The sequence below is a fragment of the Enterobacter sp. SA197 genome (assembly GCF_054131575.1).
In genome coordinates this window covers 1,664,946-1,678,397 of sequence record NZ_CP096393.1, presented here as the reverse complement: position 1 = coordinate 1,678,397, position 13,452 = coordinate 1,664,946, and the positions used below count along the sequence as shown (strand labels likewise).

Below are 13,452 nucleotides of genomic sequence, written 5' to 3'. Positions count from 1 at the left end.
CTGTCGATCAGAAGTGGCTTGCAATGCGCGAGTGCGCGGCTTCCAGTGAACTGCACTCACCCGTCGCCACCAGACAGCACGCCATCTGAATCTTTAAGGATTCCGGTATCGGTTCACGCCCGCACAGGCAGTGCTCAATCCAGCGCGCTGTGGTTTCGGGGTCTTTTGCTGAGGGTAAAACCGCTTGCGTCGGGGCATCCTGACGTTCAAAGAGCACACGCGTGCCCTGCGCGTCGATGAGCGTGATTTGCGGACAACGCTGTGGGTTGGCGTACACTTCGCCTTCCGTTCCATGCATCAGCAAACCACGGCCGCCAATGTCGGCAAAAAACTTACCGACGCGTGGAATATACTCCGGGTGAGAAACACTGGAGAGGCGAAGTGCAGCGTCCTTCTCAAAGGGCGTCGCCAGTTTCGCGAGCGTATGGGCGCTGTTACGGACACCCATCACCCAGCGCAGAGAGAGCTGTTTTTCCAGCGGTGGGCACAGCGCGCTCACGGGTATAAACACAGGCTTTTGACCTTCCAGTTTTGCCTGTGCCTGCCCGGCATGATGTGTAGCTTCAATCCCGAGCATAGCGAAAATGGTTTCGCTGACTACCCGGGTCGGATCGATGCTTACGCCGTGAACCACAACCGGGAAACCCAGTTTATTGAGCAGGATCGCCAGCAGCGGCGTCAGGTTTGCCTGCTTACGCGCACCGTTATAGCTGGGTATGACAATCGGCATCGGTTTCGCGACCGGTGGCGTCAGGCGTAGGGTCTGCTGCTGCATGGCCTCGTAAAACCCCAGCATTTCTGCTTCGCCTTCCCCTTTTATTCGCAGGGCCAGCAGGATACCACCCAGTTCAAGATCCGGGACATCACCACTTAACATCCGGGAATACAGCCCACGGGCGGTGTCAAAATCCAGATCGCGGGCATGGTTTTTTCCCCGACCAATCTCTTTGATGATCTTGCGGTAATCCATCGACACTCCTCACTGACTCACATTTTCAGCGGCGCTTACGGCGGCTTTGCTTCGGTCTCTTCACTATAACGTCAGGAACAGTGGGTTGGGAAATAGGAAAAACCGGGAGCGCGTCAAGCAGGCGCTTGCCGTAACTTTTGCTCAGCAAGCGATTGTCGTAAATCACCACTTCACCGTGGCAGCTGTGGCTACGAATCAAACGCCCCACCTGCTGAATGAGGGTAAACGAGGCGCTTGGTAAACTTTGTACCTCAAAGGGATAGCGATTAAGGCTTTTTAACCACTCGCCTTCGGTGAGCACGACCGGGCTGTCGATGGGTGGGAAGGCGATTTTATGGATGTGCACCTGCGTCAGATAGTCGCCCTTAAGATCCAGCCCCTCCGCAAAGGACTGTAAACCGACCAGCACGCTACGTTCCCCTTCATCGATGCGTTTACGGTGAAGTTCAACCAGCCGGTAGCGGGGCTGATCGCCCTGCACCAGCAGTAACAAACGCAAGTCTGTAACAAAGGTTAAAAAGAGCTGCATCGCCCGCTGACTGGCAAACAGCACCAGCATTCCGCGGTGGGCTTTACTCTCAACCTGTTCGCGAAAATAGGCTGCCATTTCGGCCAGGTGCGCCGCTTCATTGTCAATAAGCGGCGCATGACGCATCTGCGGGATAACGATTTTCCCCTGCTCAACATGGTTGAAGGGAGAGTCCAGCGCCACAAAACGGTCGCCCGCTTTGGGTTTGAGGCCACTCATCTCCTGCAGGCGTGAAAAGCTATTAAGCGAGCGTAAGGTGGCAGAGGTGACCACAATGTGCGGTACGCTGCGCCAGAGCAGTTTTTCCAGCTGATCGCTGACGCGAATGCCAACGCAGTGGAAGAACAGGTGAATTTGCCCGTCCCGTACTTCGCGGGTAACCCACTTGGAGACCGGTGCGCCAGAGGCCTGCGCCATTGAGGCCAGCCGCCAGAGTTTGCTCTGGGATTCAAACATGCCCAGCGCCCGGTTCATCTGCAACAGTACCCGATGAAGACGCACGATGTCATGGGTGCCGGTTTTCTCACTCAGATCGTTCAAAAATAGCTCTGCCAGCCCGCGCAGCATCTCGGTAAGCTTTGCCAGCCGCTGACAAATCACCATCACCTCTTCGGGAAGTTCCCCCATCGTAAAGCGGTGTTCCGCTTCCTGACCTGCGGGAAGATAAAGACAGAGAATGTTATTCAGCGAGGCAATAAGCTCGTACAGTTCTTCGTTATGGGCATTAAAGCGTTCCGGGTTCGCCAGCGGCGGCGTAGTTTTGGGCCGGAACTGCTCAAGGCAGGTCGCTACCAGTTTACTGAACAGGTCAAGTTGCAGACGAAACCAGGGTGCGGTGATTTCAGCGCTCATTTCCAGCGCATCACGGGCCACATCAGGCAGGTGGTGGCCTTCATCCAGTACCAGCAGCAAATTTTTCGGCTCGGGCAATACCGCTTCACTTTCCAGTGCGGCCATCACCAGCGCATGATTCGCCACCACCACTTCTGCCTCCTGAATCTCACGACGTGCGACAAAAAACGGGCATTCACGGTAGTAATGGCAGTTACGATTCAGACAGCTGGCTTTGTCCGTGCTGAGACGCCGCCAGAGATCGTCGCTTATCGGCTTATCGGTATGATCGCGCAGGCCATCCCATTTGTAGCTGTCCAGAGAGGCTTTCAGCGTGGCGCAAAGCTTCTGCTCCTCCTGATTATTTGGCGTGAGCTCATCCTCAAGGAAGGCCAGCAGATCCTGCTGTGTGGGATCGGTACTGGAGAGCGCTGCCAGATTACGCGGGCAGACATAGCGCCCGCGCCCAAAGGCCGCGGTAAAGCGCAGGTCCGGGATAATCTTGCGCAGCAGCGGCAGATCCTTACTGAAAATTTGATCCTGCAGAGCGACGTTAGCGGTGCTGACCACCAGCGTTTTCTGCTCTTCACGAGCAATGGCGATCCCCGGAATCAGATAGGAGAGGGTTTTGCCGACCCCCGTTGGCGCTTCGATTGCCAGATGCCGTCCTTCGTCCCCGGCGAGGGTTTTCGCCACATCGGCAATCATCTGTCGTTGCGGGGCTCGGGGAATAAAATCGGGGATCTGTTGTTGCAACGCCTTATACCAGGCGGCAATTTGCGCTCTTAACGCAGTGGTAAGGGCCATCGTCAAACCTGAAACACTGTATAAACAGCCACCATTGTGGCATTTTTCACGTTTCAGGGGTAATGCTTTTTCCGCTTATGGAAACGGGCTCGTAAAAAGCGGCACCGGAGTGATGCCCCTTCCCTTATTTCGGGCGCGCTGAAGGTAAGAGAACGTTACTCTTAACGTTCAGCGCTGGCGTAATGCCATAAGGCTTGTCACAACAACGGTCCACGACCACCCACGCAAAAGTGGATGTCATGCGCAGGTTAAAGCAGGATGCGCGTCCTTGGGCACGCTTAGCGCCCCTTCCCCCAACATACGTTGCAGAATAACAATATCCAGCCAACGATTATGTTTGAACCCAACATTTTTTAGCGTGCCCGTTAGCGTAAAACCAGCACGCTGGTGTAAAGCCAGTGAAGCTTCGTTTTCACTGTTACCGACCACGCAGATCAACTGTCTGTACCCGTGTGCTTCGGCCCAGGCTATAGCCCTGGCGAGCAGCTTTTTGCCCGCCCCCTGGCGACAAAAAGCATTATCAATGTAAATCGAATCTTCAAGCGTGTAGCGGTACGCCGCACGAGTCCGGTAGCGTGACAGGTAGCAGTACCCTTTAACACTGCCCTCATGGATCAATACAAACCAGGGCAGTCCGGCGTCACGCAAGTTGTTCAGGCGCACCAGCATATCGTCAGGCGTGGGGATTTCGGTTTCAAACGAGGCGGTGCCGTGGGCCACGTGCCAGGCATATATTGCGTGGATGGCGGGAATATGATGTTCTTCGGCTTCAGTAATGTGCATTCTTCAACTCCTGTTTCTGATGCAGGCAGGATAACCGTTCCCTCTCTCTTCAGGCACAGGTCTTCACTTATGACCTGTATAAGGAAAACCTTGCATGACCACCCTCAGTCTCGATCAGCTGGCCACCTATAAGCTGGTGATAAGTCGGGGAAGTTTTACCGCTGCGGCCACGGTGCTGGGCCTCTCCCAGCCTGCGGTCAGTTTGCAGATACGCCAGTTAGAGGCCACCTTGCAGGCGCGCTTAATTGAGCGAACCGGGCGCGGTATCCGCCCTACGCCTGCCGGATTGACGTTACTCGAACATTGCGCTGAGATTGACAGAGCGGTCAACACGGCAGTGCAGGCTGTCGCCAGACACCAGCAGCACATCAGCGGCAGCGTTGTTCTGGGAACAGGCGCAACCCTGTGTATTCATTTACTGCCTCCGGTATTGCTGGCGCTGCGTCAGCTCTGGCCAAAGCTTACCGTCGACGTACGCACCGGGAATACCCAGGACATTGTTCGCGCCATTGAAGAAAACAGGATTGATATCGGCCTCGTCACTCTGCCCGCGGCAGGCAAAAACATAGAGATAACCCCGGCGATGAAGGAAGAGTTTGTGGTGATTGGCGCGACGGGACTCGAAGGCGTGGATGCCCCTTTTTCCCCGGCCCGTTGCGCCGCGATGCCGCTCATTGTGTTTGAATCCGGTAGCGGCGTTCGCCAGCAAATTGATAACTGGTTTTTAAGCGCTGGCGTAGAGGCGAAATCGGTGATGGAGCTTGGCAGCGTCGAAGCGATTAAACGCATGGTGCGTGCAGGACTGGGGGTGAGTATCGTGCCACGCATGGCTGTTGCGCAGCCGCTGGAAAGAGAGGGCCTTGAAATTTTTCCTCTGGAGCCCCCGCTGCACCGTACATTAGGCTGGGTTATGCGCCAGGATCGTGTAGTCCACCGTGGCATACAGGAAGTCGTTCACCATATTACTGAGGCAATACGCAAGCTGACAGACGAAAAGCAGGCGTTATCCTGTGGTAAGGCCTGACGTTCCCTAAAGGAATATTTGGTATGCTCATAATTCATGATGTGATCGGTAGCACATTTTAGCCTTTAATTGTATGATGAATGCGGTTCATCAAGGGTTTTCACCATGAGTAAATCACTGACTAATATCTGGCACTATCTGCGCGCTTTTGCTCTTATTTACGCCTGTCTGTATGCGGGAATTTACCTCTCTTCGCTGCTACCTATTACTATTCCCGGCAGCATTATTGGCATGCTGATTTTATTTGTCCTGCTGGCACTGCAAATCCTGCCGGCGAAATGGGTCGCCCCTGGCTGCTACGTCCTGATCCGCTATATGGCGCTTCTCTTTGTGCCTATCGGTGTGGGGGTCATGCAGTATTACGACATGCTACGCGCTCAGTTCGGGCCCATTGTGGTCTCCTGTGCCGTGAGTACGCTCATTGTCTTTTTGGTTGTGAGCTGGAGCACCCATCTGGTACATGGCGAACGTAACGTCGTTGGTAAAAAAGAGAGTAAATAATGATGACGTATATCTGGTGGTCCCTGCCTTTGACCCTGGCCGTGTTCTTCGCTGCGCGCAAACTCGCCGCACGTTTTAAGATGGCGCTGCTTAATCCGTTGCTGATAGCCATGGTGGTGATTATTCCTTTCCTGCTGCTGACGGGGATCCCTTACGATCACTATTTTCAGGGGAGCAAAATCCTCAATGACCTGCTGCAGCCTGCGGTCGTGGCGCTCGCCTTCCCGCTCTATGAACAGCTTCACCAGATCCGGGCGCGCTGGAAATCGATAATCACTATTTGCTTTATTGGTAGCGTGGTCGCCATGGTCACCGGTTCAGTTATCGCCCTGATGATGGGGGCGACACCTGAAATTGCAGCTTCGGTTCTTCCAAAATCCGTGACGACGCCCATTGCGATGGCCGTAGGAGGAAGCATAGGCGGCATTCCTGCCATCAGTGCGGTATGCGTGATTTTTGTGGGTGTTCTGGGGGCGGTTTTTGGTCATACCCTGTTGAATTTGATGAAAATACAGACGAAATCTGCCCGAGGGCTCGCGATGGGGACCGCCTCGCATGCGCTCGGTACTGCCCGGTCTACTGAGCTTGATTATCAGGAAGGGGCGTTCAGCTCGCTGGCCCTGGTGATCTGCGGCATTATCACCTCGCTTATTGCCCCCTTTTTATTCCCGCTTATTCTGGCGATGGCGGGCTAAAATTTGCGATGGATCGCGCATTTTTCATTTGAATTTCATAAGTTGCATATACAGTGCGATGCTGATCACATATAAAGGCGCAAACGGCCCGTAAACTACGATCCCATTACACTGTTATGAGGCAACGCCATGCATTCACGTTTCCACACTGCGTTTCCGGCCCTCGCGGACACACTCAGGACCGCGCTGGCACCGCTTCTCGATGACGCGCACTTTCCTGCGATGTTAAGCGCGCAGCAGGTATCTGACCTGCTTGACGCCACCGGGATGGACGAAGACGCGCTGGCCTTCGCTCTGCTCCCCCTTGCCGCCGCCTGCGCGCGTACTGAACTCTCCCATTTCAACGTCGGTGCCATTGCCAGGGGCGTCAGCGGTGCCTGGTATTTTGGTGCCAACATGGAGTTCCTCGGTGCCACCATGCAACAGACCGTGCATGCTGAACAGAGCGCCATCAGCCATGCGTGGTCGCGCGGTGAGAAAGCGCTGGTTTGCATCACGGTGAATTACACCCCGTGCGGTCACTGTCGCCAGTTTATGAATGAGCTGAACAGTGGTTTGACGCTGCGTATTAACCTGCCTGGTCGCGCACCGCATACGCTGGGTGATTACCTTCCCGATGCCTTTGGCCCGAGAGATCTGGAGATCAAAACGCTGCTGCTCGATGAGCAGGATCATGGGTTTTCCCTGCGTGGCGATGCCCTCGTTCAGGCGGCCATTGTCGCGGCGAATAAAAGCCATAGCCCTTATACCCACTCCTATTCTGGTGTCGCCATTCTCTGCCGTGACGGGCAGATCTTCAGTGGCAGTTATGCCGAAAATGCGGCGTTTAACCCCACCCTTCCCCCTCTGCAAGGGGCGCTCAATCTGCTGAGCCTCAGCGGTTATGATTATCCGGATATCCAACGTGCGGTGCTGGCAGAAAAAGCGGACGCGCCTTTAACGCAGTGGGATGCCACAATGGCCACCCTGCGTGCGCTGGGCTGTCAGAACGTTGACCACGAACGTCTTGCCTGATCTCTCCCCTGCGGGCTCGCTCCCGCAGTGGTGAAAAACCCCGCAGTTGAACCTCCGTTTCTTGCGCTTGCCGAACGGGTAAAGTAGCCTTGAGTGAAATTTAATCCTGTACCGAGTTTGTCTACATGTTGAAGCGTTTTGTTTACAGCCTGTTTGTCCTTATCGGCTTACTGCTGTTAACGGCGCTCGGCCTGGATCGCTGGATGAGCTGGAAAACCGCCCCTTACATTTACGATGATCTGCAGGACCTTCCGTGGCGTCAGGTGGGCGTGGTACTGGGTACAGCAAAATATTACCGCACCGGCGTGATTAATCAGTATTACCGCTACCGCATTCAGGGCGCGTTAAATGCTTATAACAGCGGCAAAGTTAACTACCTGCTTCTAAGCGGCGACAATGCCCAGCAGAGCTACAATGAGCCGGTGACCATGCGCAAAGACCTCATAGCAGGCGGCGTTGACCCTTCCGATATCGTTCTTGATTATGCGGGATTCCGCACGCTGGACTCGATTGTGCGCACGCGCAAAGTCTTTGATACCAACGATTTTATTATTATTACCCAGCGTTTCCATTGCGAGCGCGCCCTGTTTATCGCCCGTTATATGGGGATTCAGGCACAATGTTATGCCGTGCCTTCGCCGAAGAATATGTGGAGTGTGCGGGTACGGGAATTTGGCGCGCGGCTCGCCACCATTGCTGATCTGTATGTGTTCAAACGCGAGCCACGCTTCCTGGGGCCGCTGGAGCCGATCCCCTCTTTACAGGAAGTGCCGAACGATGCGCAGGACTACCCTGCAGTTACCATCGAACAGTTGCTTGATCTGCAAAAGAAAAACAGTCAGGAATAGTGCGTGTCGGGTCAGTAAACCGAGGCGCCACGGTTAATATTTCTCACCGGGCCAAGTAAATAATAGTGGCGCTCGGTAAACTCCTGAATATCGATAACCCGTTTCTCCGCCTTATTTAACGTCCACAGACCGCTTAACGCGTTAAAAGACATGATTACTTCACCTTCAGGTGTAGCAACCAAATATTCACCGGTTTTTATATATCCTGTCGAGCATTCAATACGCAGCTGAGAGCGGTTTGCAAGGCTAAACTCTATTTTGCCAAAGCCCGTGGGGACAATGCTGAAGGAGTAAAATGGCAATGAGGTGATTTTAAGGTCGCCCAGATCGGCAATAACCTCATTATCACGGATAAGCTTTACCGATTTCAGGTAGAAGTGAATGGGGTGAATTTTTTCATGCGGCGGATGATCAACTTTGAAATACACAACATTCATAGGCGCTCCAGCTCATCATTACTTCATTGTCTCATCAATAAGCATAGATCTGATTACGATCCTGACATTAAGATTAGCCTTAAACATCCATATTTGTGAGCGCTGCACGATTAATCAGGTAAAACGTTGTAATGCTACAAATATATCCTTGCAGCAGACCGTTGATACTTTACAGACTGCTGCCACTACACGCACCCCTGCTGACAGTAATCCGTCAGGCTACTTTATCTTCATACTTGTGCAAACTGACCTGCAAATCATAAATCAGGCTGCGTACCTTTTCAGGTGTGAGGCTGAAAAACTGCGATTCGAACGTTGAGCCACCCGGTGCATAAGGTGATGTGCTATAGCCAAACTGTATCACCACACTATTCAGATCTTCCACTGCGCCTACCTGCCATCCATTAACTGGAAATGCAGGAAATGCTGATTCGTTGTTCATCCTAATCTCCTTGTGAATGTTGTGACGAAAGTTATGCCTCCATGAGCGTAGCACCGAAACGAAAAATTTAACAACACGTAATGCGTGAACTTTTCGTTTCTGAAGCAATATATTTTTTGGGTGACATTAGTGGTAAGACCTCTTATTAGCTCTTTTAAGATAATTCTCTAACAATGTTATTTTCGGCACATTGATTAGTTAACAAGTTGTTGGTTTTATGTTCAAAAAAGCACATTGTAAGGATATATTCTTGACGTTCATAAATTAAAGATTATTTAAAACGAAGTTTTAATTTGGCATTTTTAATAATCCACTGGCACCCTTAAATTTGTATAAATAATCAAATTAATGTTTGGTTTATTCCTGGTTGTTAGCGAAAACGAATATTTGGGTCTACCTTAAAATTCTGGTTTTGTGTAAATGGCTTTCTCTAAGAGGTAGATAAATATGACTCCTGCAGACAAAAAACATCTTCAATATCCGCGCCCACCTTTTCCTGAACAGCCACAGCAGCCACCGGGACTGGCATCGGAGATGAAACCTATCCCCGATCATGGTGAAACCAGTTATATCGGCTCCGGAAGACTGGCTGGCAAACGAGCGCTCATCACCGGGGGTGACTCAGGTATCGGGCGCGCTGTTGCTATCGCATTCGCTCGTGAAGGGGCAGATGTGGCAATAAATTATCTGCCAGAAGAGCAGTCGGATGCTGAAGCCGTTATTGCCCTTATCAACGCTGAAGGGCGCAAAGCCGTTGCGTTGCCTGGCGATATTCGCGACGAAGCATTCTGTAAGCAACTGGTGGAAGATGCGGTAAGTCAGCTCGGCGGGCTGGAAGTGCTGGTAAATAACGCGGGCCGCCAGCAATTTTGCGAGTCCATTGAAGACCTGACTACCGAAGCCTTCGACGCGACCTTCAAAACCAACGTGTATGCACCGTTCTGGATAACCAAAGCGGCAATTCCGCACCTGCAGGAAGGGGCGGTGATTATCAATACCACTTCCGTTCAGGCTTACCAGCCAAGCCCGATGCTGCTCGACTATGCGCAGACCAAAGCCTGTAACGCGGCCTTTACCAAAGCACTGGCCCAACAGCTGGGCTCGAAAGGCATTCGCGTTAATGCCGTTGCTCCCGGCCCTTACTGGACCGTGCTGCAATCGAGCGGCGGGCAGCCTCAGGAAAAAGTGAAACAATTTGGTGCTTCTGCCCCGCTTGGCCGCCCTGGTCAGCCAGTAGAAATTGCGCCGTTGTACGTGCTGTTTGCCTCTGATGAAAGTTCTTATTCATCCGGTCAGGTATGGTGCTCAGATGGCGGCACCGGTACGGTGTAATCCGTCACATCCAGGGGCAGGTTTTGACCTGCTCCTGGAGCCTACATCTGCTCAACGCCATGACGACGGTGATTCTCCCTTACCGTGGCTACCCCCTCAAAAATGACTATTCTCCAGGATAGCTGCCTGCTGTTCTCCTCCCGCTGTATGCCCGGTACATTCCGACAGAAAGTGTCGTCAATTCAGGCCAGGCAAGTGCAAACCTGCCCCCTGCAATAAGTCATCATTGAAAATTTTTGTGAAATCATCGGCATTTTTCAGCGTTCTCGCTAATTCTGTTTACGCTTAATACGGGGCGGCTCTCTGCTGTCCTGTCTTAAACAGGAGAAAAGATGAAGAACGAGTCGTACATTCACCCAAAACGAATCGACGGGTACGCGGGACTGGGCGATTATGCGGCTATTGGTGACGGGCGCTCAGTCGCACTGATTGCGCCGGATGGCGCTATCGACTGGTGGTGCGCCCCCAATATGGACTCCCCTCCTCTCTTCGATCGCATTCTGGATGCTGCCACGGGCGGCTATTTCCAGATTGAACCGGTAGAAGAGTACCGTGTTCAGCGACGCTATCGTGATAACAGCAATGTGCTTGAAACCCGCTTTGACACTGCCTCAGGCAGCGTGCTGATTACCGAGTCACTGAACAGTAACTATGCAGGTCGACTGCCGTGGTGTGAACTGGCGCGGCGTATTGAGGGCATTGAGGGTGAAGTCGAACTTCGCATGATGTTTGTTCCCGGTAGCGCCGCCTGTACGCGAGCGCCCTGGATGCAGAAGACGGAACAGGGTCAGGTGATGCACATCGGTGATTTGATGAGCATGCTGCGTTCAACAGAGGACGTCAGCATTACCTGCTATGACGATCACGCCATTGAAGGCACACTCATCACCCGTAAAGGCGTGCGCTCCCTTATTGCCCTGTTAGTCAGTGAAAAAGAGCCGCTTGCTATCCCGTCCCTGGAAAAAATAGACGGGCATATTGATACCTCTGACCATGTCTGGCGCATCTGGGCCGAAAGCCTGACCTATGAAGGGGCCTATCCGGGCCACGTTACACGCTCTGCGCTGGCGCTGAAATTTTTGCTCTACTCGCCGACCGGCGCGCTGGCGGCTGCGCCTACCACCTCGCTTCCGGAAGGGATAGGTGGGGAAAAAAATTATGATTATCGCTATGCGTGGACCCGCGATGCCTGCCTTATCATTCGCGCATTCAGCATTATTGGGGCCCTTGAAGAGTGTAAAGCGGCATTCTCATGGCTTACCAATACTATCCTGCGCCACGACGGTAAGGTGCTTGCCTGCTATACCCTGCAAGGGGGAATTGTCCCGGCTGAGCACTATCCACCGTTGAGTGGATATAAAAACTCCCGCCCGGTGCGTATTGGCAACAATGCACGGGATCAGCAGCAACTGAGTATGTACGGCGATTTACTGGCAACCGCAATGCTGTTTGTCCGGGCAGGCCATATTCTCGATCTCACTACCGCCAGACTGTTGGCCGCACTCGCCAACACCTGTGCAGATACCTGGCGTCAGGATGATTCAGGCATCTGGGAACTGCACGATCTCCAGCACTATACCCACTCAAAGATGGCCTGCTGGGTTACCCTGGATGTGGCCGTTTACCTCGCCAATGAAGGGCACATTGAAAAGACCTGGCTTGAGCGCTGGGACCGGGAGAAAGTGCGCATTCAGGAGTGGATTGAAACGCATTGCTGGTCGGAGAAAAAGCAGGCATACACCTTCTATGCGGGCACCGACAAACTGGATGCTTCGCTCTGCATGGCATGGCACTACGGACGGCAATGCAACCCGGCGCGCATGAAGTCGACGCTTGATGCCATCATCCGCGAACTGGGTCATGGCACCCCCATGCTCTATCGCTACAGCGAGGTGGAAAAGGAAGAGAGTACGTTTGTCGCCTGTTCATTCTGGCTGGTCGAAGCGCTGGCCTATATGGGTGAACAGGAACGCGCCACAACCTGTATGGACACCATACTGGAAACGCTCTGCGACAAAGGCAACGTTGAAACCTTTAACGAGATGTTTGATGTCCGCAGCGGCGAGTGGCGCGGAAACGTCCCTCAGGGTCTGAGCCATCTGGCGCTCATCACCGCAGCGGATGCCCTCTCCCGATGTGCGTAAACCGCCCATAAAAAACCCCGTCTGCAACGAGACGGGGTTTTAGCTTTACCGGCCAGGTAGCGGCCGGCGCAGAGCACTTATTTCTTACGGGCGTATTTCAGAGAATCCAGCGCCACCGCGAAGATGATGATGCCGCCCTTGATGATGTACTGCCAGTAAGGGTTAATACCGATATAGGTCAGGCCGTAGTTGATAACGGTGAAGATAATGACACCGGTTACCACACCCAGAACGGTACCTACACCGCCGCTGAAGGAGACGCCACCCACCACGCAGGCCGCAATCGCATCCAGTTCATACATAAAGCCGAGGTTGTTGGTCGCCGAACCGATACGGCCCGCTTCCAGCATCCCACCGAAGGCGTAGAACACACCGGAGAGGGCATAAATCATCAGCAGGTTCAGCGCAACGTTAACGCCAGACACTTTCGCTGCTTCCGGGTTACCACCGATAGCGAAAATGTTTTTACCGAAGCGAGTTTTGTTCCAGAGCACCCAAACAAACGCCACGGCAATCAGCGCGTAGAAGGTGATGTAAGAGAGGCGGAACGAGCCCAGCGCAACAAAGCCCTGCGTAAAGGTGGAGAAACCACTGTCGAAACCCGAAATTGGCGACGCACCCACGAAGTCGTAGTACAGGGAGTTAATACCGTAAACGATGATCATGGTACCCAGGGTGGTAATAAAGGGCGTCACGTTCAGGTAGGCAATGATAATCCCGTTAATCAGGCCGATAATCGCCCCGATAACACACACAATCGCCACAACGGCAATGATTGGCATGGTCTGCATTTCCGGGAAAACTTTGTTAACGTTCTCCATGGACTGCAACAACGTTGCGGCAACAACCGCTGCCAGACCCACCTGACGACCGGCGGAAAGGTCAGTACCCTGCGTCACAATCAGACCGGCAACGCCCAGTGCAATAATAATGCGCACCGAGGACTGGGTCAGAATGTTACTTAAGTTCAGCAAACTTAAGAAGGTGGGGTCCTGGAAAATAATAATTGCCAGCAACACCAAAAGAACAACGTAGATACCGCCGTCTTTCAGATAAGTGAGAAAAGTTTTTTTATTTAACGCACTCATGAGGAGC

13 protein-coding genes are annotated in these 13,452 nt (G+C 53.1%); 7 read left to right on the top strand and 6 right to left on the bottom strand.

Features of this window, described 5'->3' with window-relative positions; genetic code table 11:
- Positions 1 to 7: 7 nt before the first annotated feature.
- The 3 genes from ybiB to M1D91_RS07670 all read right to left on the bottom strand — a co-directional run bounded on the left by ybiB (position 8) and on the right by M1D91_RS07670 (position 3,920).
- The gene (gene ybiB / locus M1D91_RS07680) at positions 8 to 970 is read right to left on the bottom strand and encodes a DNA-binding protein YbiB (protein WP_437430996.1); all 963 of its coding nucleotides are present in this window, start codon (positions 968 to 970) and stop codon (positions 8 to 10) included.
- A 25-nt stretch (positions 971 to 995) separates the two neighbouring features.
- Positions 996 to 3,137: an ATP-dependent DNA helicase DinG gene (gene dinG / locus M1D91_RS07675; RefSeq protein ID WP_437430995.1), complete on the bottom strand. Its 2,142-nt coding sequence runs from the start codon at positions 3,135 to 3,137 to the stop codon at positions 996 to 998.
- 237 nt (positions 3,138 to 3,374) lie between these two features.
- Positions 3,375 to 3,920 (bottom strand): GNAT family N-acetyltransferase, encoded by a 546-nt coding sequence (locus M1D91_RS07670; protein WP_437430994.1) that lies wholly within the window; start codon positions 3,918 to 3,920, stop codon positions 3,375 to 3,377.
- A gap of 94 nt (positions 3,921 to 4,014) precedes the next feature.
- On the opposite strand from M1D91_RS07670, the gene M1D91_RS07665 reads away from it, so the two are divergent.
- The 5 genes from M1D91_RS07665 to sanA all read left to right on the top strand — a co-directional run bounded on the left by M1D91_RS07665 (position 4,015) and on the right by sanA (position 8,002).
- On the top strand, positions 4,015 to 4,944 hold the full coding sequence (locus M1D91_RS07665; protein ID WP_437430993.1) for a LysR family transcriptional regulator: 930 nt from the start codon (positions 4,015 to 4,017) through the stop codon (positions 4,942 to 4,944).
- A 105-nt stretch (positions 4,945 to 5,049) separates the two neighbouring features.
- Positions 5,050 to 5,445, top strand: coding sequence for a CidA/LrgA family protein (locus M1D91_RS07660; RefSeq protein ID WP_437430992.1), 396 nt, complete (start codon positions 5,050 to 5,052; stop codon positions 5,443 to 5,445).
- Positions 5,445 to 6,140, top strand: coding sequence for a CidB/LrgB family autolysis modulator (locus M1D91_RS07655; protein WP_437430991.1), 696 nt, complete (start codon positions 5,445 to 5,447; stop codon positions 6,138 to 6,140). Before M1D91_RS07660 ends, M1D91_RS07655 begins: the two co-directional genes overlap by 1 nt.
- A gap of 129 nt (positions 6,141 to 6,269) precedes the next feature.
- The gene (gene cdd / locus M1D91_RS07650) at positions 6,270 to 7,154 is read left to right on the top strand and encodes a cytidine deaminase (RefSeq protein ID WP_437430990.1); all 885 of its coding nucleotides are present in this window, start codon (positions 6,270 to 6,272) and stop codon (positions 7,152 to 7,154) included.
- 125 nt (positions 7,155 to 7,279) lie between these two features.
- Positions 7,280 to 8,002 carry an outer membrane permeability protein SanA gene (sanA, locus tag M1D91_RS07645; protein WP_437430989.1) on the top strand — a complete coding sequence of 241 codons (723 nt, stop codon included), beginning with the start codon at positions 7,280 to 7,282 and terminating at the stop codon, positions 8,000 to 8,002.
- A gap of 11 nt (positions 8,003 to 8,013) precedes the next feature.
- Here sanA and M1D91_RS07640 read toward each other — a convergent pair whose 3' ends face one another.
- Complete coding sequence (locus tag M1D91_RS07640; protein ID WP_437430988.1) at positions 8,014 to 8,439, bottom strand: hypothetical protein; 426 nt, start codon at positions 8,437 to 8,439, stop codon at positions 8,014 to 8,016.
- Positions 8,440 to 8,653: 214 nt separating this feature from the next.
- The gene (locus M1D91_RS07635) at positions 8,654 to 8,881 is read right to left on the bottom strand and encodes a hypothetical protein (protein ID WP_437430987.1); all 228 of its coding nucleotides are present in this window, start codon (positions 8,879 to 8,881) and stop codon (positions 8,654 to 8,656) included.
- Between the two features lie 447 nt (positions 8,882 to 9,328).
- On the opposite strand from M1D91_RS07635, the gene M1D91_RS07630 reads away from it, so the two are divergent.
- Both M1D91_RS07630 and M1D91_RS07625 read left to right on the top strand, forming a co-directional pair.
- A complete protein-coding gene (locus M1D91_RS07630) occupies positions 9,329 to 10,213 on the top strand; it encodes an SDR family oxidoreductase (protein WP_437430986.1) in 885 nt (294 codons plus the stop codon).
- A gap of 332 nt (positions 10,214 to 10,545) precedes the next feature.
- Positions 10,546 to 12,357: a glycoside hydrolase family 15 protein gene (locus M1D91_RS07625; protein WP_437430985.1), complete on the top strand. Its 1,812-nt coding sequence runs from the start codon at positions 10,546 to 10,548 to the stop codon at positions 12,355 to 12,357.
- 77 nt (positions 12,358 to 12,434) lie between these two features.
- Here the strand turns inward: M1D91_RS07625 and mglC are convergent, their stop codons facing one another.
- Positions 12,435 to 13,445, bottom strand: coding sequence for a galactose/methyl galactoside ABC transporter permease MglC (gene mglC, locus M1D91_RS07620; RefSeq protein WP_437430984.1), 1,011 nt, complete (start codon positions 13,443 to 13,445; stop codon positions 12,435 to 12,437).
- Between the last annotated feature and the right edge of the window lie 7 nt (positions 13,446 to 13,452).